Origin of the sequence: Cupriavidus alkaliphilus (assembly GCF_900094595.1) — a bacterium.
GTDB lineage: Bacteria > Pseudomonadota > Gammaproteobacteria > Burkholderiales > Burkholderiaceae > Cupriavidus > Cupriavidus alkaliphilus.
Map to the genome: position 1 here is coordinate 249,927 of NZ_FMAD01000005.1, position 21,613 is coordinate 271,539.

Genomic DNA, 21,613 nt, shown 5'->3' on the forward strand with positions numbered 1-21,613 from the left:
ATGGCCGAACAAGCAGTGCGCCCCGCGCCCTCGCCCGCCAACGGCGGCACCTTCGCGCCGCTGGCGCAGGCCACCTTCGCGGTGCTGTGGGCCGCGACCATCCTCGGCAATATCGGCAGCTTCATGCGCGACGTGGCCAGCGCGTGGCTGGCCACCGACCTGTCCACCTCCCCCGCCGCGGTCGCCACGATCCAGGCCGCGGCCACGCTGCCGGTGTTCCTGCTGGCGATTCCGGCCGGCGTGCTGTCCGACATCCTCGATCGCCGGCGCTTCCTGATCGCGGTGCAGGTGGGCCTGGCCATGGTCAGCGGCACGCTGATGGTGCTGGCCTGGCGCCAGGCGCTGACGATCGAGATCCTGATCGGCATGGCCTTCCTCGGCGGCATCGGCGCGGCGATGATGGGGCCCACCTGGCAATCGATCGTGCCGGAACTGGTGCCGCAGCAAGAGCTGAAGCGCGCGGTCGCGCTCAATGCGCTCGGCGTCAACATCGCGCGCGCGATCGGCCCTGCCGCCGGCGGCCTGCTGCTGGCGGCGTTCGGCGCCGCCACGACCTATGGCGTGGACCTGGTCAGCTATGTCTTCGTGATCGCCGCGCTGCTGTGGTGGAAACGCCCGCAGCGCCCCGCCGATCCGCTGCGCGAGCATTTCCTGGGCGCGTTCCGCGCGGGGCTGCGCTTTACCCGCGCGCATAGCAAGCTGCATGTGGTGCTGGCGCGCGCGGCGGTGCATTTCGCCTTCGGCAGCAGCATCTGGGCCTTGTTGCCGCTGGTGGCGAAGCAGCTGCTGCACGGTGGCGCCAGCCTCTATGGCGTGCTGCTGGGCGCGGTCGGCCTCGGCGCCATCCTCGGCGCGCTGGTGATGCCGCGGCTGCAGCGGCGCCTCGATGCCGACGGCATGGTGCTGCTGTCGGCCATCGTCACCGCGGTGGTGATGGCGGCGCTGTGCATCGCGCCGCCGGTGTGGCTGGCGCTGCCGCTGCTGCTTTTTCTCGGCGCCGCGTGGATCACCGCGCTGACCACGCTGGGCGGCGTGGCGCAGGCGATCCTGCCCAACTGGGTGCGCGGGCGCGCGCTGGCGGTCTACCAGATGGTGTTCAACGGCGCGATGGCTGCCGGCAGCCTGGTGTGGGGCTTCGTGGCGCAGGCGCTGGGCATCTCCGGCGGGCTGCTGGTCGCCGCCGGCGGCTTGCTGGCGGCGGCGCTGCTGCTGCACCGGCTGCGGCTGCCGCGCGGCGAGGAAGACCTTGGCCCCGCCCGGCACTGGCCTGAGCCCGAAGGCGCCGACGAGATCGCGCATGACCGCGGACCGGTGATGGTGCTGATCGAGTATTGCGTCCGTGCCGACGACCGCGATGCCTTCCTGCGCGCGGTGCACCAGCTCTCGGAAGAACGGCTGCGCGACGGCGCCTTCAACTGGGGCGTGATGGAAGACCCCGCCGATCCGGAACTGCTGACCGAGTGGTTCCTGGTCGAGTCCTGGGCCGAGCACCTGCGCCAGCACCGGCGCGTGCCGCACGCCGATGCCGACCTGCAGCGCGAAATCACGCGCTTCCACGCCCGCGAAACGCCGCCGCGCGTGCGGCACCTGCTCGGCGTCGGGATGCCGGAAGCGCCGACAGCGCCGCACTGACCTGCCAACCTCACTGGGAATCCCCATGAAGCTCTACCTTGTCTCCCTGGCCGCCGGCATCCTTGTCGGCGTCATCTACGCGCTGATGCAGGTCCGTTCACCTGCCCCGCCGGTGGTGGCGCTGGTCGGCCTGCTCGGCATGCTGATCGGCGAACAGGTGGTACCGCCGATCAAGCGCATGCTGGCCGGCGAACCGGTGACCGCCGCGTGGTTCCACGCCGAGTGCATGCCCAAGATCACCGGTACCCCCGGCCCGACGTTGAACGCCGCCAGCAAGACGCCCGCCGACGATGCCACGCACTAGCCCGGCCGTCCGCGCGCTGCTGGGTGTGTGCTGCGCAATGCTGTGGGCGCCTGCGCTGGCGACGGGCAGCGTCACCGTCTACGGCCGCCTGAACACGTCGATCGAGTACAGTCACGCCAGCACCGCGACCGACGGCACCGGGTCCGGCAGTGTGGTGCGCCTGAACAACAACCGCTCGGTATTCGGCCTGCGCGGCGAAGAAGACCTGGGCGGCGCGCTCAAGGCCGTGTGGCAGGTCGAAAGCGCGCTGTCGCTGGATTCCGGCCAGGGCCAGATCGCCAGCCGCAATTCGCGCATCGGCCTGCAGGGCGGCCATGGCCTGCTGTTCCTGGGTCACTGGCACACGCCCTACACCGAGGCCACCATGGGCTACGACCCGTACTACCCGACCACCGCCGGCTATATGGCGCTGATGGGCAACGGCTCGGCCTCGAGCACTGACAATGTCGAGAACACCAGCGCGTTCGACCGGCGCCAGAAGAACATCGTGCAGTACCGCTCGCCGCGCTGGGCCGGCGTCAGCCTGTGGCTGGGCTGGGGCCTGCCCGAGGAGAAGGCCACCGTCGCGCGCAATCCCGCGCTGTACTCGGTGGCGGCGGTCTATGAGCGCGGCCCGCTCAACGCGACGCTGGCCTGGGAGCGCCACCAGCACTACCAGGCCGCCGGCCGCAACGACGACGCGCTCAAGGCCGGCCTGGCGTGGCAGCTGCTGCCCGGCACCCGTCTTGCCGGGGTGGTCGAACACCTGCACTACCGCACCGATACCGGCGACCTGCAGCGCAACGCCTACTATGTCTCGCTGGTGCAGCAGGTAGGGGCCGGCAGCGTGCGCGTCGGCGTGGCCTACGCGGCCAACGGCACCGGATCGTCGACGGACACCATCGGCTTCTTCCGAAGCGGCGCGCAGACCCACGCCACGCAGTTCACGGTCGGCTACGACTATCCGCTGTCGCGGCGCACCGCGCTGTATGCCTACTACAGCCGCATCGACAATGCGGCCAACGCGGTCTACGACTTCGCCATCAACGACCTCGGCATCCACGCCGGCGCCGATCCGCAGACGTTTGCGCTGGGGTTGCGGCACACCTTCTAGTGCCGCCAACGCAGCAAGGGGGCGTGCGTGACCCCTGCCACCGCGCACGCCTGTTCAAGGAGTTCGCGTGAATGCCACGCCCGTGATTGCCATCGTCGACGACGACGCTGCCGTGCGGCGCGCCATGGGACGGCTGCTGCGCGCCTTCGACCTGGCCGTGGAGCTCTACCCGGGCGCGGCGGAGCTGCTGGAATCGCCGTCGCTCGACCGCATTGCCTGCGTGATCGCGGACGTGAAGATGCCGGGCATGGATGGCTTTGCGCTCAGCGCCGCGCTGCGCGCGCGCGGCCTGCGCATGCCGGTGATCTTCATGACGGCCTTCGACAAGCAGGGATATGAAGCGCGCGCGCAGGCGGCGGGGGGCGCGTGCTTTATCGGCAAGCCGTTCGAGGATACCGAGATCGTCCGGTGCATCGAACGGGCACTGGGGCTGCCGGGCAACACGCGGTAGGCGGGCCGCGGTTCCATAGCTTGCCGGGAAAGACCCGATCACGCCATCGTCACCCTCAGAAGAAATGCCGGATTCCGAGCCTGAGCACACCACGACGAGATCATCGATGCGATCGCGCGCCACGATGCCGAGGCCGCGGCGGAGATCGTCCGGTCCCATATGGACCTGTCGCGCAGGCGCATGACGGAATATGTCGCGCCGGTGCGCGTGGAGGTTCCGATCGTGCTTTAGCGAGGCGCGTTTGCCAGGCGTTGATGGGGTCGGGCCTGGCGCCCCTGCGCGTCGACCCCGGGCCAGCTGCCAGCGCGGTCGCGGGCACCGCTAGAATGCACGTAACGGCGCGGCGGTGCGCGCCGGTCTGACTCCAGGAGCCGGCATGGAACCCCTCTCTTTTGAATTCGTCACCGTCGAGCAAGCCAGGAAGATCCTGGACGGCGAGCCGCCGGTGCAGGCAGCGCCGGACTGGAAGGAGCTGCGGCGCGCGCCGTCGCCGCAAGATGCGGTGCTGTCGGACGCGGCCATGCGCTGGCTGGTGTCGCTGCCGGCGGAGGCGCGTCCGCTGGTGCTGTGCCGGCGTTACCCGCGCATCGGCAACCAGCTGGCGGCGCTGTCCGCCAATCCGGCCGCGCTGCATGCGTTCCTGGTCGAGTTACTGATCGACAAGCGCGGCGGACGGCAGGGGTTCCCGGATGGCATCGCGCTGGAACTGTCGCGCTTGCATGAATACATGGTCCGGCAGTTGCCCCGCGCCGACGATGCGCCGGGCTGGCCGGATCTGACGGACTGACACGCCGGCAATTTCCTGTTTGCCGGGACGCGCGGCGGGCGCACCTGCCCGCCGCGCCCGCGCTCAGATCACCAGTTCGATCACGAACGGCCCCTTGCGCGCGTTGGCCATGCGGAACAGGTCGGCAAAGCCTTCCATGTCGGTGGCCTGCGCCCCTTCCACGCCCATGCCGCTGGCCAGCTTGACCCAGTCCAGGTCCGGGTTGCCGATGTCGAGCATGTCGAGCGCGGTCTTGCCGGGGTTGGCGCCGACGCCAGCCAGTTCCCCCAGCAGGATGGCGTACTTGCGGTTGGCCAGCAGCACCACGGTGACGTCGAGTTGCTCGCGCGCCATGGTCCACAGCGATTGCAGCGTGTACATGGCCGAGCCGTCGGCCTGCAGCGCCACCACGCGCCGGCCCGGCGCCGCCACGGCCGCGCCGAGCGCCAGCGGCAGGCCCGCGCCGATGGCGCCACCGGTCAGCTGCAGCCAGTCGTGCGGCGCGGCGTGAACCGTGCCGGGATAGAAGGCGCGGCCGAAGCTGACGCTTTCTTCCACCACGATGGCCTGCTCGGGCAGCAGCGCGGTCAGCGTGCGCGCCACCGCCTCGGAGGTGACCGCGCCGCGCGCGGGCTCCACCGGCGCGGCGGCGGAGGCGGCGGGCAGCTGCGCGTGGCCCGCGCCCAGTTCATCAGCCAGCCGCGCCAGCGCTTCGGCAAGGTCTTCTTCCGGGCGCGCCAGCACGTGCACCGCGGCATCCTCCGGATACGGGCGCGGCGACTTGCCCGGGTACGCAAAGAAGGTTACCGGCGCCGGCGCACCCACCAGGATCACGTTGCGGATGCCGGCCAGCTTGTCGCGCGCGGCATCGCCGGAATACGGTACGCGGTCCACCGCCAGGCGGCCGCGTCCGCGCGCCACGCGCGCGTTGGACATAGGCGAGATCAGCCGCGCGCCGGTGGCGGCGGCGATACGGTGCGCGTCGGCCAGCGGCGCCTCGCGCAGCGCGCTGCCGGCCAGCACGATCAGCGTGGGCTGGCCCGAGCGCAGCACGCGCGCGGCCTGCTGCACGGCATCCGGCGAAACCGTGGGCACCGGCAGCGCCGGCAGCGGCGCCGCGACCACACCGCCCGCATCCCAGCACACGTCGGACGGCAGGATCAGGCTGGCGACGCCGCCCGGCGCGGCACAGGCGGACTGCACCGCCGCCGACGCATCGGCCCCGACCGAAGCCGCCCGCGTGGCGGTGCGCGTCCATACCGAGACCGGCCGCGCCCAGCCTTCGGTGTCGGCGGTGAGCGACGCGTCCAGCGGCCGGTGGTAGGTGGCCTGGTCGCCGATGAGGTTGACCACCGGCGTCTGCGCGCGGCGCGCGTTGTGCAGGTTGGCCAGGCCGTTGGCCAGCCCCGGCCCGCAATGCAGCAGCGTGGCGGCGGGCTTGCCGGCCATGCGCGCATAGCCGTCGGCGGCGCCGGTGACCACGCCCTCGAACAGCCCCAGCACGCAGCGCATGCCGGGAATGCGGTCCAGCGCCGCGACGAAATGCATCTCGCTGGTGCCGGGGTTGGCAAAGCAGGTGTCCACGCCGTTGGCCAGCAGGGTCTTGACCAGGCTCTCGGCGCCGTTCATCGGTTGTGCGTTGTCCATCTGGGGTCCGGTGGTTGGAGGGTTGAGGGTGGGCATAGCTTGCCGGTCAGTCATGCCGGATGCGGGCGCGCGGCCAGCAGGTCGAAATCGAGGCAGACGAACTCGGTGGGGAATTCAATGCGGGCGAAATAGGCGATGCGCTCCGCGCCGGTCGCCGTGATCGACGGCACGCAGGCATAGCGGCGCAGCTCGGCCACCGGCGCGCCGCTGGAGAGGGGATCCGGCATGCGAGGGTTGCCCGGCGGGCAGATTTAGGCACTCGGGGCCGGGGTGCGGGACAGTATAAAAAGTCTATATAGGTAGGCCACTAGGGTTTACCTTGGGGAGAGGCTGTTGCACGTGCGTGTGCGCGGATTTCATCGCTGCTGATGCGATGCTGTCGGCTTTTGAACCGTGTGGCTCCGCCCTCCTGGGCGGGTCACTTTTTGGCCGAGCGCCAAAAAGTAACCAAAAAGCGCGTTTACTGCCCTGCGGGCGGCATGTCTTATCGTAGTGTGCGTGGGGGGTTTCGAACGGGGCTGGGCTTCCTCACATAGCTGGACTGCCTGCCGCAGGGGTGCACCACGGTGGCAGGGGCGTTGAAGTGTGGGTTGAACGAGCCCAGAGCGCGGAGTGGCCCCTGCTGCCGGCTTTGTCGTAGGAACGCCTACGGCTGCGCTGCGCGCCGGCAGTATCGTAGGGCTCTGGCACAGAACGCTTCGCTGCGCTCGCTTGGCGCTTTCGGTGCGTGCGCACGATCGCGTCGCTTCCGCGCACGTGGACTCCGAGGGGCGCGTTACGCGCCGGGACAGCGCGTGCGAGCGCAGCGACGCACTCCGTGCCCGAGCCCACGACCTGAGATAGGGAGCGCGCGCAGCGCAGCCGAAGGCGTCCCACCAATAACGCCGTTAGCAGGCTGCCACCGACCTAAAGTCGGGTTCGTCCATCCGACCTCGAACGCCAGGCACCTCCAGGTAGCGTCAGCAGGTTCGAACCACCAACCGCCTGACCGCAAGTCACCACCGCTGGAACCACCAACGCCGCCTTAGCCAGCCGCTTAGGCGACGCGCTTTTTGGTTACTTTTTGGCGCTCGGCCAAAAAGTGACTCGCCGGCTACGCCGGCGAAACAGACACGCGCGCCAAGCACGAAGCCCCCCATAACACCCCCCAAAAAAAAGCGCCCGAAGGCGCTCTGCAAAAACCGTTGTGCAGCGACTTACCACCGCACATCCCGTTCCCACTCCTTCATTTCTTCCTCGGCGCGCTCCTTGGTATAGCCATAGCGCTCCTGGATACGGCCGGCGAGCTGGTCGCGCTTGCCGTTGATCTGCGTAATATCGTCGTCGGTCAGCTTGCCCCACTTCTCCTTGACCTTGCCCTTGGCTTGATCCCACTTGCCTTCGATCTGATCCCAGTTCATGTCGTGCTCCTAGCGTTGAGGCAAGGGGGCGCCGCCTGCGGCGTCCCCTTGCGAGTGGTGCGGTGGACGGCCCGCCCTTGACCGGGTCGGACCGTGCTGAAGCGGCTTACTTGCCGTACTTGGCCTTCACGTCGGCCTGGCACTTGTCCTTGGAATCGCCGGACATGGCGTCGCAGCGTTCCTTGTCGGCCTTGTAGGCGGCGTCCATGGTGTCCTTCTTCGCATCGGCGCGGGCTTCGGCCACGTCGCTGCGCGAACCGGTCGCCGCGGCCTTGTCTACCTTGGCGGCGGTCAGGGCTTTTTCATGCGCGGCCTTGGCGTCCTTCTTGCAGACGTCCTTGTCGTTGCCGGTCTTGTCGTCGCACATTTCCTTGGCGACGTCATAGTCGCGGTCGGCCTTGGTCTTCTCGGCCTTGGCCATCGACTTTTGCGTGCCGTCGCGGCGCGCTTCGGCCTGTGCCTTGGCCACGTCGCGGTCGCGCTTGGCCTCGGCCTTGCAGACGTCCTTGGCGTTGTCCTTCATGCCATCGCACTTGGCAGAGGCAGCCTTGTAATCCGCGTCGGCCTGCTTCACTGCGGCGTCATAGTCGGCCCTTGCGCCGGTTGCAGCCGTTCCGGCCGTCGTTGCCGGTGCCGTCGTCTGCGCCAGGGCGAAGCCTGCGGGTGCGGCAACCATCATCGAACACACTGCTGCGGTCAGCCATTTCTTCATCATGTCGAGCTCCTTTCCGGGTGATTGCGTAAGGGTACGCATGAGAGGCCGGCGGCTATGCTGCTGGCCATGCCGTATGTACAGAGTAGGCCCGGGTGGATAGGGTCAGCAGGCGTTGGGCTCCGAAAGGAACGTCAGACTATTCCGACATAGATCCGTGCGCAGCACATGCATGACTGCATCGGGTTGCGCAGTGCTTGTGGATTGCGCCTCGCCATGAAAAACGCCGCCCGTCAACGGGCGGCGCCAGGCATCGCCATGTCTGCGATGCCAGACAGCCGGCGCGGGGGTGTGCCCGCGCGGCGCTGTCATCAGCCTGAAATCGAAGGCGTGATCCGGTTGTCGCCAGACACGGCGGCATCCTCGTCCGGCCAGTTCCGGCCCACCATCCATTCATAGAGCGTGGGCAGCACGATCAGCGTCAGCACGGTCGCGGTGATAAGCCCGCCGATGATGACGATGGCCAGCGGCCGCTGCGTTTCCGAGCCGATGGCGCGCGAGATCGCCATCGGGAACAGCCCCAGCATGGCCAGCAGCGCGGTCATCAGCACCGTGCGCAGCCGGTCCATCGAGCCGGTCAGCACGGCCTGGCGCACCGGCATGCCCTCTTCGCGCAGCTGGTTGAAGTAGGTCACCATCACCACGCCGTTGAGCACGGCCTGGCCGAACAGCGCGATAAAGCCGATCGCCGCCGACACCGACAGCGGGATGCCGGTCAGCAGCAGCGCGAACACGCCGCCGATCAGCGCGAACGGGATGTTGGAGATGATCAGCGTGGCGCTCTTGAACGACTTGAACGCATTGAACAGCAGCAGGAAGATCACCAGCACCGACAGCGGCACCACGATCGACAGCCGCGCCATGGCGCGCTCCTGGTTCTCGAACTCGCCAGACCAGCTGATCTTGACGTCGTCGGCCCTGACGTTCTTCGCCACCAGCTTCTGCATGTCCTTGACCACGCTGCCCATGTCGCGGTCATGGATGAAGATGCCGATCGAGGTGGTGCGCTGGCCGTTCTCGCGGCTGATGTTCATCGCGCCGGAAGCGGCGCGGAAGGTCACCAGCTGCGACAGCGGCACCTGCGCGCCGTCGGCGGTCTGCATGAAGATATTGGGCAGGCTGGGCAGCGCCCGTTCCGACGGCTTCAGGCGCACCGCCACGCTGAAGTGCTTCTCGCCCTCCCACAGCTCGGTGGCGGCCTTGCCCGCGAGCGCGGTTTCCATCAGCTCCTGCACGTCGGCCACGTTGATGCCGTAGCGCGCGGCCTGGGCGCGGTCGAATTCCAGCACGTACTGCGGCAGCTCGCCGTCGCGGTCGATAAAGGCGCGCATCACGCCCTTGACCGACTGCACGTTGGCCAGGATCTGGTCGGCCACCTTCTTGTTCTGCTCCAGGCTGTCGCTCTGCACCTTGATCACGATCTGGCCCTTGATCTGCGAGATGCTCTCGAGGATGTTGTCGCGCACCGGCTGCGAGAAATTGGGCTCGATGCCGGGCAGCCGGCGCAGGTTGCGGTCGATCTCGCCGATGATGGCGCGCTTGTCGAGGCCGGCGCGCCATTGCTTCTCGGGCTTGAGGTCGACCAGGATCTCGACGGTGTTGATCAGCTTGGGGTCGGTGCCGTCGTCGGGGCGGCCCACCTTGGAGATGGTGGTGTTGACTTCCGCCGTCCGGCGGATCACGCTGCGCAGCAGCCGCGCCTGGTCGCGCGCCTCGTCGATCGAGACCGATGCCGGCAGGTCGAAGCTGACCCACATCGAGCCTTCGTCCAGCTCCGGCAGGAACTCGCTGCCGAGAAACCTGCCGGCGCCCGCGGTCACCACCAGCAGGCCCAGCGCCGCACCCACCACCAGCTTCTTGTGGTCGAGCGCCCAGGCCAGCATCGGCGCGTAGAGCCGCTTGCAGTGGCGCACCAGGAAGTTGTCGTCGTGCGCGATGTTCTTCTTCAGCAGCAGGTGGCACAGCAGCGGCACCAGCGTCAGCGACAGGATCAGCGAGCCGATCAGCGCGCCCGTCACCGTGTAGGCCATCGGCGCGAAGATCTTGCCCTCGTGCCGCTGCAGCGTAAAGATCGGGATGTGCGCCGCGATGATGATGACCATCGAGAACACGGTCGGGCGGCCCACCTCGGTGGTGGCCTGCAGGATCGCGTGCAGGCGCGCCCGGCTGTCCTGGATCTGCTGCGCTTTCAGCTCGCCCAGCCGCCTGAAGATGTTCTCGACCACGATCACCGCGCCGTCGACGATGATGCCGAAGTCCATCGCCCCCAGCGACAGCAGGTTGGCCGGGATCCCCACCCAGGTCAGGCCGATGAAGGTGGACAGCAGCGCCAGCGGGATGATCAGCGCCACGATCGCCGCGGCGCGCACGTTGGCCAGGAACAGGTACAGCACCGCCATCACCAGCAGCGCACCCTCGACCAGGTTGCCGAACACCGTGTGCAGGGTCTTGTCGATCAGCGTGGAGCGGTCGTAGTACGGCACGATCTTCACGCCCTTGGGCAGGATCTGGTCGTCCAGCAGCGCAATCTTCTGTTTCAGCGCGTCCAGCACCAGCGACGGGTTTTCGCCCTTGCGCATCACCACGATGCCCGAGACGATGTCGTCCTCGTCGTCCTGGCCCATCAGGCCCTGCGGCGGCGCGCTGCCGACGCGCACCTCGGCGATGTCCTTGACCAGGATCGGGGTGCCGTTGTTCTCGGCCACCACCACGTTGGCGATATCGGCCGAGGTGCGGAAGCTGCCCAGCGAGCGCAGCAGGAACTGCTGGCGCCCGTGCGCCACCGCGCCGCCGCCGGCATTCGAGTTGGCCCGCTGCAGCGCGGTGAACAGCTGCGACAGCGAGATCCGCGCGTCGCGCATGCGCGCCAGGTTGGGGTTGACCTCATACTGCTTGATGGTGCCGCCGATGGTGACCAGGTCGGCCACGCCCGGCACCTGGCGCAAATTCTTCTCGACCACCCAGTCCTGCAGCGTGCGCAGTTCCTGCGGCGTATAGCCCTTGCCGGTCAGGCGGAAGCGGTAGATCTCGCCGATCGCGGTGGACAGCGGCGCCAGGTCCGGATGCACGCCGTCGGGCAGGTCGACGCTGCGCAGCCGCTCCAGGATCTGCTGGCGCGCGGCCACGTCGGTGGCGCGGTCGTTGAAGGTCACCATCATGAACGACAGGCCGAACTGCGTATGCGAGAACACCCGTACCGCGTTGGGCGTGCCCGCCAGCGCGGTCTCGATCGGGATCGTGACCTGGCGCTCCACTTCTTCGGCGGCGCGGCCCGGGTACAGCGTGATGACGTTGACCTGGATGTCGGACACATCCGGGAAGGCTTCGATCGGCAGGTTCTTGAACGCGGCGATGCCTCCACCGACGAAGAGGATCAGGCCCAGCCAGACGAACAGCTTCTGGTGCAGGGCAAAGCTGACGATGCGCGAAATCATGGGCGATCGTCCTCAGTTTTTTTCCGCCGCGCGCGCCGCGTTCACCGCGGTGGCATCGCGCAGGATGTCCTGCAGGTAGAGGTTGCCTTCGCTGACCACGGTCTCGCCGTCCCGCACGCCATCGAGCAGCTCGGTGGTGCCGGGCAGCGTCACGCCCACGCGCACCAGTCGGCGTTCGAAGGTGTTGGGCGCGGTGCGCACGAACACATAGTTGCGGTTGTCGGCCAGGAACACCGCCTTGGACGGCACCGCGATGCCCTGGAACGAGGCCGCCGGCAGCCTGGCGGTGACGAACATCTCCGCCTTCAGGCGGCGTTCGGGATTGGGTACGTTCAGCCGCACCTTGATGCTGCGCGCGGTCGGGTCGACATAGTCGGCAATCTTGACCACGGTGCCGGCAAAGGTTTCGCCGGGCCAGGCGGCGGTGGCCAGCTGCACTTCGACACCGGGCTTGAACAGGCTCAGGTCGGCCTCGCCCGCATCGACCTGCGCCCACAGTGTGGTCGGGTCGGTCACCAGGAACAGCGGCGCGACCGGGGGCTGGTCGGGGCGCAGCTCCATGCCGAGATTGATGTTGCGCTCGACCACCAGGCCGTCGATCGGGCTGCGCAGCGCAAAGCGCTGGTTGACACCGCCCGCGCCTGCCGCGCCCGAGCCGTACTGCGCGAGCGCCGCCTGGGTGCGCTGCAGGTCCGCCGCGGCACGCGCGGCATCGGCCTGGGCCTGCTCCAGTTCCTTTTGCGCGATGATGCCGGCACCGTACAGCTCGCGCTGGCGCGCCAGCGCCTTGGCCGCGACCGCGCTGTCGGCGGCGGCCTTGCGCGCATCGGCCTGGGCCATGCCGAAATCCGGCGAAGTCAGCGTCGCCAGCGGCTGGCCGGCCTTGACGGTGGCGCCCGGCTGCACCAGCACCCCGGTCACGCGCCCGGCAAACGGCGTCGCCACGCGCACGGTCTTGTCCTCGTTCCACACCAGCCGGCCGGGCAGGCTCAGCATGCGTTCGCCACCGGTGGTCGCGGCGTCGCCGGCGATGCCGGGCAGCGTCTTCACGCTGGCAGGGAAGCGGATGGTATTGCCGCTGACGGTGGGATCGTCATCGGCCCGCGGGGCGTCCGACCTGCCGCACGCGGCCAGCGCCAGCGCGCACAACGACATGGCGAACAGCATGGCAACAGGTGCCGGCAAAATGGCGTGGGAGGATGACATGCGACGAGACATGGGTGACAGGAAACTCATGAGGGGATCGCGGCAACGGCGGTTCAGGGGCGCGCGGCGGTGCCGGTAGCTTGGGTGGGCGTGGTGGTCGAGGTCTGCAGCGCGGCGCGGTATGCCGACAGCGCCTTGGCGTATTCGCCCTGCGCGACCACCGCGTCCAGCCGGGTCTGGCGCAGCGCGCGGCGCGCATCGAGCAAATCGAGCACACCGGTGGCGCCCTTGCGGTAGGCAAACTCCGCGCTGCCGGCGACGCTTTCCGCGGCGGGCAGCACCTCGTCGCGCATCTGCCGCAGCGACTGGCGCGCGCTCTCGAGCTGGCTGCGCAGCCGCTCGATCTCGTTGCCGGCCTCCAGCATCACGCGGTTGCGGTCGTCGAGCGCCGCGTAGTAATCGACCTCGGCGCGGCGCGCCTCGCCGCCGTTGCTGTGGCGCACCGGCAGCGGTATCTGCAGGAACACGCCAAAGCTGTTCCCCGAGCCGCCGCTGTTGGCGGGCGAGACCGGATAGTGCTCGGCCTGCGCGCCGATGGTCACATCCGGCACGCGCCCCGCGCGTGCCAGGTCACGCGCTGCCGCGGCGGCGGCCAGGCGCGCCTCGGCCGCGGTCACGTCGGGGCGACGCTGGAGGGTATCGGGGTCCGGCGGCGGCACGGCGGCGTCGAGCGCCGGCCAGTCGGCCACCAGCCGGTTGTCGGCGAGCGTGCCGGGCACGCCCATCGCCTGCGCCAGCAGGGCCTTGTCGCGGTAATGGTCGGTGACGGCCTGGCGCAGGTCGTTCTGCGCGCGCAGCGCATCGAGCTGCAGCCTGGTCACCTCGGCGCGCGCCACGTCGCCGGCCCTGAGGCGCGTCTCGCTGGCCTGGCGGGTGCGCGCGTACAGCGCCAGCGTTTCCCGCAATACGGCGACGCGTTCCTGGCTGGCCAGGGCATCGAAGAAGGCCTGCTCCACCATGCCGGCCTGTTGTGCCACTACGGCCTGCACCGATTCGCCGGCGGCGTCGCTAGCCTTGCGCGCGGCGTCGACGCGAAGGCCGCCCTTGTTGGCGGTCTCGATCAGCTGGTCCACGCGCACCGTGGAATCCACGGTCTTGCTGCGCAGGTTGCCCGCGCCGATGCCGGCATGCGGGTTGATGTTCTCGACGCCCAGGCTCAGCACGGGGTTGGGACGCTGCGATGCAATCTGGACATCGGCCTGGCTGGCTTCCACGCCGCGGCGCGCGGCGATGACGGTGCGGTTGCAGCGCAATGCGTCAAGGCGCGCCTGCGCCAGCGTCAGCGCAGCGCCCGCGGGCGGCGGCGTGCAAGGGCCATCGGCCGGGGCGACTTGCGCGGAATCAGCGGAGGAAACCGGAGCGGCGGGACGTTCGGCGGCCAGGCTCGCCATGGCCGCCAAACCCAGCAGGGAACCTACTGTAATACGGGATAAGACAACAGGCACGGTCAGTCGGGCTCGGTTCGAAAACGGTCTGCAGCGAAACGACCGTGCCCACCGAACGGTTGCACCGCGGCGCAAGAACATCATCCTGCGCCACGGTCCGCGATGCGGTCGCGCGGCGTGGCTGTCTTGGTGCGCCCTCGCCCGCTGCCCAGATGCGGTTCACGTCATAGGGACACGATCTCCCGCCCGCATTCAAACCGAACCGTTTTACAAACGGCTTTCATTCCCCTGACAAAAACCTTTAACCGCGCGAATTTACTGAACCGTCGGAAAAAACGACAAACGGCACGGCCGTTGCCAGCCGTGCCGTCGGAACATTCCTAACTGCGTTTATGCCTTCACCCGGTCATCCAGCCCCAGGCCGCGGCCGATGATCTCCTTCATGATCTCGCTGCTGCCGGCATAGATGCGCGAGATGCGCGCATCGGCATACATGCGGCAGATGCGGTATTCCTCCATATAGCCGGCGCCGCCGTGCAGCTGCACGCCCTCGTCGACCATGCGTCCCTGCAGCTCGGAGGTCAGCAGCTTGGCCGACGCCGCGGTCTCCACCGTCAGCGTGCCGGCATTGTGTTGCAGCACGCACTGGTCGACAAAGGTCTGCAGCGCATCCAGCTGCGCGCGCAGTTCGGCCAGCTTGAAGCGCGAGTTCTGGAACGTGCCGATGGCGCGCCCGAAGGCCTTGCGCTCGCGCACGTAGTCCAGCGTGATATCGAACGCCACCTGCGCCGACGCCATGTAGCCGCAGGCCCCGATCAGGCGCTCCTCGGCCAGATGGCGGGTGAGGTAGCGGAAGGCCTGGCCGGGCTCGCCCAGCACGTTGGCCTTGGGCACCTTGACGTTGTCGAAGAACAGTTCCGAGGTGTCCTGCGAGTGCAGGCCCAGCTTGCGCAGCTTGCGTCCGCGCTCGAAGCCCGGCATGCCGCGCTCGACGATGAAGAGCGTCAGGCCATGGCTGCGCTCCGGGTCGGTGCGGGCCACCACGACCACCACGTCGGCCAGCTGGCCGTTCGAGATATAGGTCTTGGCGCCGTTCAGCACCCAGTGGTCGCCATGGTCCTCGGCGCGGGTGCGGATGCCGGCCAGGTCGGAACCGGTCTGCGGCTCGGTCATGGCCACGGCAAAGATCGACTCGCCGCGCGCGGCCGCGGGCAGCAGGCGCCGGCGCTGCTCTTCATTGCCGATGCGGCCGATGTAGGGCGCCACCAGGCGCGAGTGCAGCGTGCCGAAGAAGCCGGAGTCGCCATGGCGCGCGTTTTCCTCGATCAGGATCTGCTCGTAGCGGAAGTCCTGCACGCCGGCGCCGCCGTATTGCTCGTCGGCCCACATCAGCAGGTAGCCCTGCTCGCCGGCCTTGCGGAACACCTCGCGGTCCACGCAGCCCTGCTCGCGCCAGCGCTCGCCGTGCGGGCCGACCTCGCGCTGGTAGAAGCGGCGGGCGGATTCGCGGAAGGCGTCGTGTTCGGCTTCGAAGATCAGGCGTTGCATCGGGGTCTCCAGGTGTTTGGCGATAGACCGGGTCAGTGTCGGTCGGGCAACGCCTATGAGATTCGTCGGAACAGATGATTTTTCTTACCGTGGAGGAACGGGTCGTCTTGCAGCGAAAAGCCCGTTGAATGCAATTTTATTGATATGAAGCGCAAATAACTTTCATTTACCCGCCGGCACGCTTTGTGCCAATACTGGAATCACAGATAACGATTCGATGGAGCGGGAACCATGGAAGCCATCCTCTGGATTGGGCTTGCGCTGGCACTGGTGGCGTCGGGGATCAGCGTCACCTGGCTGATCGGCACGCGAGTGCCGGAACCTGTTTTTGCGCGCGCGCAGTTGCATGGGCGCTTTGCCGGCCTGGAACCCCGCCCGCCACGCCGGGGCGGCGGCGGCCGGACGCGGCGCGTGCGGCAGTGGCGCCTGGTGGCCGTGCCCGCGCCTTCGGGTCAACTGGTGCCGGTGCGGATCTGAGCGCCGGGCACTATTGCGGGAAGTCCCAGCGCTGCGACCAGTCGGATTCTTCCCGCACGATCTCGCGCAGGATATCCACGGCTTCCCGCGCCGGTCCGGCGGGCGCCTTGGCGCAGACCAGGAACACGGGATATGAAAACTCCGGCGCGCCGGCGACGCGCGCCAGGGCCCCGCTGTCCAGGTAGCTCTGCACTACGCGCGTACGGAAATAGCCGCTGCCGCCGTACTGCAGGATGTACTGCAGCGCCAGCGGCCCCAGGTTGAAGTACAGCGACGCGCGTGCATGCTCCGGCAACGCGCTGTCATGCTGGCGGCGGAACTCCGGGCCCCAGTCGACATAGACATAGCCGCCGTCGCGCTGGGTCGAGCGGATCAGCACCAGCTTCTCTTCCATCAGCGCTTCCACGTGCATGCCGGGCGCGTATTCCGGCTGGTACACCAGCGCGGCATCGAGCGCGCCCGACTGCAGCCTGCGCTGCAACTCCGCGCCCTCGCCCACTTCCGCCCGCACCGCCTGCGCCGGCATGCGCTGGCGCAGGCGCGTCGCCCACAGCAGCACCAGCGGATTGCCCAGGCTGATCTCGGTGCCATAGCGGAACAGGCTGGCCAGCCCCGTCGGCAACGGCAGCTCGCGGCACGCCGCCTCCCAGGTCTGCACCAGCTGGCTGGCGTAGCCGAGAAAGCGCTGCCCGTCCGGCGTCAAGCGCGCCCCAGCCTTGTTGCGCTCGAACAGCCGGCAGTTCAGCTGCGCCTCCAGGCTCTTGATGCGCGCGGTGACGGCGGTCTGGGTGACATGCAGCTTGTCGGCGGCGGCCAGCAGGCTGCCGTCGCGCACGACTTGCAGGAAGGTGTGGGCGAGTTCGATGTCCATGGCGGTGACGGTTGCATGGCGATGTGGCGTATTGTAGGCAAGGATCCCAAACTGAGAATCGGGACATACACACGAGGATGTACATCTGCTTCAATGGTGCTAAGCTTTGTACCTACAGGGATGTACATGGAACTCTCAATGCCTTTCACCCGGATCTTCCGCAACGGCAACTCCCAGGCGGTGCGCATTCCCGCAGAACTGGCCTATCCCGACACGGACATGCAGTTTGAAATCGAGCGGATCGGCGATGAGCTGCGCATCCGGCCCGCGCGACGGCGCCTGACCGGACTGCTCGAGGTATTCGCCGCCTTCCCCGACGACTTCATGGCGCAAGGGCGCGAAGACCAGACCCAGGCCGATCGGGAGGGGTTCTGATGGCCCGGTATATGTTCGACACCAACATGTGCATCTACCTGATGAAGAACCAGCCGCCGCAGGTTGCCGAGCGCCTTGCACAGTGCTTCGAAGGGGATGTGGTGTTGTCCGCTGTCAGCCTGGCCGAACTGGAATACGGCATCACCGTCTCGCGCGATCCGCAGCGAGCACGGCGCGCCTTGCAGGCGCTGATCGGGCGCGTGCCGGTGCTACCACTCAATGCGGCGGCGGTGCGCGCTTACGGTCCGGTCCGTGCCGCCACGCGCGAACGCAAGGCCGATGCGCTGGACAAGCTGATTGCCGCGCATGCCATTGCCGAAGGCCTGACTGTGGTCACGCGCAACATCCGCGACTTTGGCGCCTATCCGGGCCTGCGCGTCGAAGACTGGACCGCGCCGCGCCCGGCTACAGCCACGGGTCGATAGGTCGATAGCCCCCGCCTGTTCGGCAAACTTCACGCTTGCTCAGCGCTACGGCCGTGCCCGCCCCGCCGCCGGCATGGCAACCGGCACGGCGTCCGCCATCGGCGCCACCGGCGCGTTGCGCGCCTCGCGAGGCGGCCGCAGCGGCACGATGCCTTCCGGCTCCTGCCACGCCAGGCCGTTGTCATAGCCGGTCGCGGCGGCCTCGAGGTAGCCGGGCGCAAACTTGCGCTCCGGGGTCACGGCCTGCACGGCGGGCGCCGTGGCGGCCTGCGGCGCCTCGGACTGCGCGCAGGCGACGCTGTTGAGGCATAAGCCCAGCACGCGCAGCAGCACCATGGCCTGGCGCGAACGGCGTCGGATGGCGGACGGGCGCGACGCGGCCTGCCCGTTCTGGCATGGGGATCGAGTATTCATCGGGACTCTCCGGGAAGCCATTGCTGGCAGGTGGCACAACGAGCCGCGGCGCCGCGCTCGCTGTCCATTGCGCAATGACCGTGCCACCGGGCTAATGCCGGCCAAGGCCGGCTACGGCCTGGATTGCGTCACATTCCGGGAGTGGAGTGGTGGGACCGGGCCGACGCCGGCACCATAGGTGTCGGCCGGCATCCAACATCCCTGGCTCAGGGCTTGACCGCCGCCGCCAGCACCGCCGGCATCGGCACCTCGAAGCCGCTGCCGCGCATGTAGCCGGCAACGGTGCCCCGCAGCACGGCGCGGATTTCGTCGCGGGCCTTGGGGGTCTGGGCGCGCAGCGTGGCGGCGGCGCGCACGGTGCCCTGGGCCAGCGCATCGAACAGCTGGTCGGGCGTGGAGAAGCGCCAGACCTGCGGCACGCTGCGGCAGGTCGGCATGACAAAGCCGGCCTGCTGCAAGGCGCTGCGGCAATGGCCGGGATCGCTGAACAGGAAGAAATTCGGCCCGACCGGGATATCGACATCCATCGACCCATAGGCGCGGATCGCGGCATAGACCGCGCCGAAGCCGACCGCGCGCTCGGGCGTATCCCATACCGTGAAGGCGATGCGCCCGCCCGGGCGCAACACGCGGAAGGCCTCGGCCAGCGCCGCGTCCGGGTCGGACATATGGCACAGGCCAAAGCCGTTGACCACGGCGTCGAAGCTGGCATCGCCGAACGGCAGCGCCTGCGCGTCGGCCTGCTCGTAGTGGACCTCGGGATGCAGCTTGCGCGCCAGTTGCACTTGCGCCAGCGCGAAATCGATGCCGACCGACTCGGCCCCGCGCTGCACCGCCCCCGCCGCGACGTAGCCAGAGCCGGACGCGACATCGAGCACGCGCTGCCCGCCGGCCACATGCGCGGCGTCCAGCAGGGCCTCGACTGATTGCCGGGTCACGTGCGACAGATGCTCCTGGTACCGGCTGACGACTTCCGGGTCTTCCCAGCCAGCCAGCTCAAAGGCGCGAAACGAATCTGCGGTGTGGTCCATGCCTACTCCTCGGCGTCGATGTCCAGACGGGCGGGCGTGTATTGGTGATGTTGGTGTGCGGACGCAGCGCAGATGCGTCCTGAGAACCCGGTCAAGCCAAGTATAGACAGCGCCGCGCACAGGCAGTGGCCAGGCGCCCAGGCAAGCACCCCTGCGTGGCGCTTCACCCGTTCAGGCGAAGCGCGCTGTGGCCACGCCGGCGGCAATCAGGCAGGCTGCGACCGCCTGCCCCCGCTAAAGCGGCCTCATCTTGCGCCGCTGACCCGCCAGACCGTATTGCCGACATCGTCGGCCACCAGCAAGCCGCCGCGCTTGTCGATCGCCACGCCCACCGGTCGCCCGCGCGCCTTGCCGTCGTCGTCTACAAACCCGGTCAGCACGTCGAACGGTGCGCCCTGCGGCCGGCCCTGGCTGAACGGTACGAAGATCACCTTGTAGCCCGCCAGCGGGCGCCGGTTCCACGAACCATGCAGGCCGACGAACATGCCTTCGCTGAAGCGTGCCGGCAGGCTGTTGCCGCCGGCCGCGGCCAGGCCGAGCGCGGCGGTGTGCGCGCCCACGGCATAGTCGGGCGCGATGGCCCTGGCCACCAGGTCCGGTGCCGGCGGCTTCACGCGCTGGTCCACATGCTGGCCGTAGTAGCTGTAGGGCCAGCCGTAGAAGCCGCCGTCGCGCACCGAGGTGATGTAGTCCGGCACCAGGTCGCTGCCGATCTCGTCGCGCTCGTTGACGGCGGTCCACAGCATGCCGGTGACCGGCTCCCACGCCATGCCGTTGGGGTTGCGCAAGCCGCTGGCAAAGATGCGGTGCGAGCCTGTCTTGCGGTCGACCTCCCAGATCGCGGCGCGGCCGACTTCCTTGTCCATGCCGTTCTCGCCCACGTTGCTGTTCGAGCCCACGGTCACGTACAGCTTGCTGCCATCGCGGCTGGCGATCAGGCTCTTGGTCCAGTGATGGTTGAGCGGACCGCCGGGCAGGTCGACCACCTTCTGCGGCGCGGCGGAGATTTCGGTCTGGCCGGGCTGGTAGGGGAAGCGCAGCAGCGCATCGGTGGCGGCGACGTAGAAGTCATTGCCGACCAGCGCCATGCCGAAGGGCGAATTCACATCCTTCAGGAACACCGAGCGCTGGTCGGCGACGCCGTCGCCGTTGCTGTCGCGCAGCAGCGTGATGCGGTTGGCGCTGGGCGTGCCGGCCCCGGCGCGCTTCATCACCATCTTCATGATCCAGCCCTTGAGGCCCTTGCCGTCGTCGGGCTTGGGCGGCGCGTTGCTCTCGGCCACCAGCACGTCGCCATTGGGCAGCACATAAACCCAGCGCGGATGGTCGAGCTTGTCGGCGAAGGCCGTCACCGCCATGCCTTCGGCCGGCACCGGGCGCTGGCCCGGGGCCCAGCCGATGGCCGGCGCGATCTTGACGGTGGGGATGGCAGTCTCGTGGGGCGGCGGCAGCTGCGGCGTGGGTCCGAAGCCGGCTTCGGAGGGCAGCTTGGCGGATTCGCCGCAGGCGGCGAGCGTGGCGATCACGGGCACGGCGCCCGCCAGCATGGCGGTGCGCAACAAGCGCAAGGGGGTCGGCATCGGCATGGTCCGGGCTCCTCAGGCCACGCAGGGCCGCGCGCCTGTGCCTGGACTATAGGACGTAGAGCGACCGGCGCTCTGTAGGCGCCGCGGAAGGCACCGTGTAGGACGATGCCCGACCCCGGCGCGCTCAGCCCCGATGCGGCGTATCCAGCCCCGTCACCACCGCCGGACGCTGCACGAACGCATCCAGCACGCGCCGCACATTGACGAAGTCCTTGAAGCCGACCAGGTCGCCAGCCTCGTAGAAGCCAACCAGGTTGCGCACCCACGGCAAGGTCGCGATGTCGGCAATGGTGTACTCGTCGCCCATGATCCAGGCGCGGCCTTCCAGGCGCTGCTCGAGCACCTTGAGCAGGCGCCGGCTCTCTGCTGCGTAGCGGTCGCGCGGGCGCTTGTCCTCATAGTCCTTGCCGGCAAACTTGTGGAAGAAGCCCAGCTGGCCGAACATCGGGCCAATGCCGCCCATCTGGAACATCACCCACTGGATGGTCTCGTAGCGACGCGCCGGATCGGCGGGAATCAGCTTGCCCGACTTGTCGGCCAGGTACAGCAGGATCGCGCCCGACTCGAACAGCGCCAGCGGCTTGCCGCCCGGACCCTGCGGGTCGAGGATGGCCGGGATCTTGTTGTTCGGGTTCAGCGACAGGAATTCCGGCGACAGCTGGTCGTCGGTGTCGAAGCTCACCAGGTGCGGCTCGTACGGCAGGCCGGTCTCTTCCAGCATGATCGACACCTTGACGCCGTTGGGCGTCGGCAGCGAATACAGCTGGATGCGGTCGGGATGCTGCGCCGGCCATTTGCGGGTGATAGGAAAAGCGGACAGATCGGGCACACGGGCTCCTGGTTCGGGCACTTCCAC

The 21,613-nt window shown here is 68.5% G+C and carries 20 protein-coding genes and 2 pseudogenes; 9 read left to right on the plus strand and 13 right to left on the minus strand.

The window, feature by feature from the left end; translation table 11 throughout:
- The 6 genes and pseudogenes from GA0116996_RS13080 to GA0116996_RS13105 all read left to right on the plus strand — a co-directional run bounded on the left by GA0116996_RS13080 (nucleotide 1) and on the right by GA0116996_RS13105 (nucleotide 4,267).
- On the plus strand, nucleotides 1–1,632 hold the full coding sequence (locus tag GA0116996_RS13080) for an MFS transporter (RefSeq protein WP_092311851.1): 1,632 nt from the start codon (nucleotides 1–3) through the stop codon (nucleotides 1,630–1,632).
- Nucleotides 1,633–1,657: 25 nt separating this feature from the next.
- A complete protein-coding gene (locus GA0116996_RS13085; RefSeq protein WP_092311854.1) occupies nucleotides 1,658–1,936 on the plus strand; it encodes a XapX domain-containing protein in 279 nt (92 codons plus the stop codon).
- The gene (locus GA0116996_RS13090; RefSeq protein WP_092311857.1) at nucleotides 1,923–3,029 is read left to right on the plus strand and encodes a porin; all 1,107 of its coding nucleotides are present in this window, start codon (nucleotides 1,923–1,925) and stop codon (nucleotides 3,027–3,029) included. Before GA0116996_RS13085 ends, GA0116996_RS13090 begins: the two co-directional genes overlap by 14 nt.
- A gap of 67 nt (nucleotides 3,030–3,096) precedes the next feature.
- Entirely contained in the window at nucleotides 3,097–3,480 is a 384-nt protein-coding gene (locus tag GA0116996_RS13095; protein ID WP_092311860.1) for a response regulator transcription factor, read from the plus strand.
- Between the two features lie 90 nt (nucleotides 3,481–3,570).
- Nucleotides 3,571–3,711, plus strand: a pseudogene (locus GA0116996_RS28475) (GntR family transcriptional regulator); the annotation flags it as partial.
- Between the two features lie 145 nt (nucleotides 3,712–3,856).
- Complete coding sequence (locus GA0116996_RS13105; protein WP_092311862.1) at nucleotides 3,857–4,267, plus strand: hypothetical protein; 411 nt, start codon at nucleotides 3,857–3,859, stop codon at nucleotides 4,265–4,267.
- Between the two features lie 63 nt (nucleotides 4,268–4,330).
- Here GA0116996_RS13105 and GA0116996_RS13110 read toward each other — a convergent pair whose 3' ends face one another.
- The 8 genes and pseudogenes from GA0116996_RS13110 to GA0116996_RS13150 all read right to left on the minus strand — a co-directional run bounded on the left by GA0116996_RS13110 (nucleotide 4,331) and on the right by GA0116996_RS13150 (nucleotide 15,578).
- Nucleotides 4,331–5,875, minus strand: a complete 1,545-nt coding sequence (locus GA0116996_RS13110) for an acetolactate synthase large subunit (protein WP_092311865.1) — start codon at nucleotides 5,873–5,875, stop codon at nucleotides 4,331–4,333.
- Nucleotides 5,876–5,943: 68 nt separating this feature from the next.
- Nucleotides 5,944–6,108, minus strand: a pseudogene (locus tag GA0116996_RS13115) (GntR family transcriptional regulator); the annotation flags it as partial.
- 981 nt (nucleotides 6,109–7,089) lie between these two features.
- Entirely contained in the window at nucleotides 7,090–7,293 is a 204-nt protein-coding gene (locus GA0116996_RS13125; RefSeq protein WP_092311871.1) for a CsbD family protein, read from the minus strand.
- Nucleotides 7,294–7,399: 106 nt separating this feature from the next.
- Nucleotides 7,400–8,008 carry a hypothetical protein gene (locus tag GA0116996_RS13130; RefSeq protein WP_092311873.1) on the minus strand — a complete coding sequence of 203 codons (609 nt, stop codon included), beginning with the start codon at nucleotides 8,006–8,008 and terminating at the stop codon, nucleotides 7,400–7,402.
- A gap of 308 nt (nucleotides 8,009–8,316) precedes the next feature.
- Nucleotides 8,317–11,439: an efflux RND transporter permease subunit gene (locus GA0116996_RS13135; RefSeq protein WP_092311876.1), complete on the minus strand. Its 3,123-nt coding sequence runs from the start codon at nucleotides 11,437–11,439 to the stop codon at nucleotides 8,317–8,319.
- 12 nt (nucleotides 11,440–11,451) lie between these two features.
- A complete protein-coding gene (locus tag GA0116996_RS13140) occupies nucleotides 11,452–12,645 on the minus strand; it encodes an efflux RND transporter periplasmic adaptor subunit (RefSeq protein ID WP_092311879.1) in 1,194 nt (397 codons plus the stop codon).
- 53 nt (nucleotides 12,646–12,698) lie between these two features.
- On the minus strand, nucleotides 12,699–14,036 hold the full coding sequence (locus GA0116996_RS13145; protein WP_244159846.1) for a TolC family protein: 1,338 nt from the start codon (nucleotides 14,034–14,036) through the stop codon (nucleotides 12,699–12,701).
- A 384-nt stretch (nucleotides 14,037–14,420) separates the two neighbouring features.
- Nucleotides 14,421–15,578: an acyl-CoA dehydrogenase family protein gene (locus tag GA0116996_RS13150; RefSeq protein ID WP_092311884.1), complete on the minus strand. Its 1,158-nt coding sequence runs from the start codon at nucleotides 15,576–15,578 to the stop codon at nucleotides 14,421–14,423.
- 231 nt (nucleotides 15,579–15,809) lie between these two features.
- On the opposite strand from GA0116996_RS13150, the gene GA0116996_RS13155 reads away from it, so the two are divergent.
- Nucleotides 15,810–16,055, plus strand: a complete 246-nt coding sequence (locus GA0116996_RS13155; RefSeq protein ID WP_092311887.1) for a hypothetical protein — start codon at nucleotides 15,810–15,812, stop codon at nucleotides 16,053–16,055.
- Between the two features lie 10 nt (nucleotides 16,056–16,065).
- On the opposite strand, the gene GA0116996_RS13160 is transcribed toward GA0116996_RS13155, so the two are convergent.
- Nucleotides 16,066–16,926: a LysR family transcriptional regulator gene (locus GA0116996_RS13160; protein ID WP_092311890.1), complete on the minus strand. Its 861-nt coding sequence runs from the start codon at nucleotides 16,924–16,926 to the stop codon at nucleotides 16,066–16,068.
- 138 nt (nucleotides 16,927–17,064) lie between these two features.
- On the opposite strand from GA0116996_RS13160, the gene vapB reads away from it, so the two are divergent.
- On the plus strand, nucleotides 17,065–17,301 hold the full coding sequence (gene vapB, locus GA0116996_RS13165) for a type II toxin-antitoxin system VapB family antitoxin (RefSeq protein WP_092311893.1): 237 nt from the start codon (nucleotides 17,065–17,067) through the stop codon (nucleotides 17,299–17,301).
- Complete coding sequence (locus tag GA0116996_RS13170) at nucleotides 17,301–17,726, plus strand: type II toxin-antitoxin system VapC family toxin (RefSeq protein WP_092311896.1); 426 nt, start codon at nucleotides 17,301–17,303, stop codon at nucleotides 17,724–17,726. Before vapB ends, GA0116996_RS13170 begins: the two co-directional genes overlap by 1 nt.
- Nucleotides 17,727–17,771: 45 nt before the next feature.
- Here the strand turns inward: GA0116996_RS13170 and GA0116996_RS13175 are convergent, their stop codons facing one another.
- The 4 genes from GA0116996_RS13175 to GA0116996_RS13190 all read right to left on the minus strand — a co-directional run bounded on the left by GA0116996_RS13175 (nucleotide 17,772) and on the right by GA0116996_RS13190 (nucleotide 21,586).
- Nucleotides 17,772–18,140, minus strand: coding sequence for a hypothetical protein (locus GA0116996_RS13175; protein ID WP_092311899.1), 369 nt, complete (start codon nucleotides 18,138–18,140; stop codon nucleotides 17,772–17,774).
- A 206-nt stretch (nucleotides 18,141–18,346) separates the two neighbouring features.
- Nucleotides 18,347–19,171, minus strand: coding sequence for a class I SAM-dependent methyltransferase (locus GA0116996_RS13180; RefSeq protein ID WP_092311902.1), 825 nt, complete (start codon nucleotides 19,169–19,171; stop codon nucleotides 18,347–18,349).
- A gap of 245 nt (nucleotides 19,172–19,416) precedes the next feature.
- Nucleotides 19,417–20,757: a PQQ-dependent sugar dehydrogenase gene (locus tag GA0116996_RS13185; protein WP_092311905.1), complete on the minus strand. Its 1,341-nt coding sequence runs from the start codon at nucleotides 20,755–20,757 to the stop codon at nucleotides 19,417–19,419.
- 124 nt (nucleotides 20,758–20,881) lie between these two features.
- On the minus strand, nucleotides 20,882–21,586 hold the full coding sequence (locus GA0116996_RS13190; protein WP_092311908.1) for a glutathione S-transferase N-terminal domain-containing protein: 705 nt from the start codon (nucleotides 21,584–21,586) through the stop codon (nucleotides 20,882–20,884).
- Between the last annotated feature and the right edge of the window lie 27 nt (nucleotides 21,587–21,613).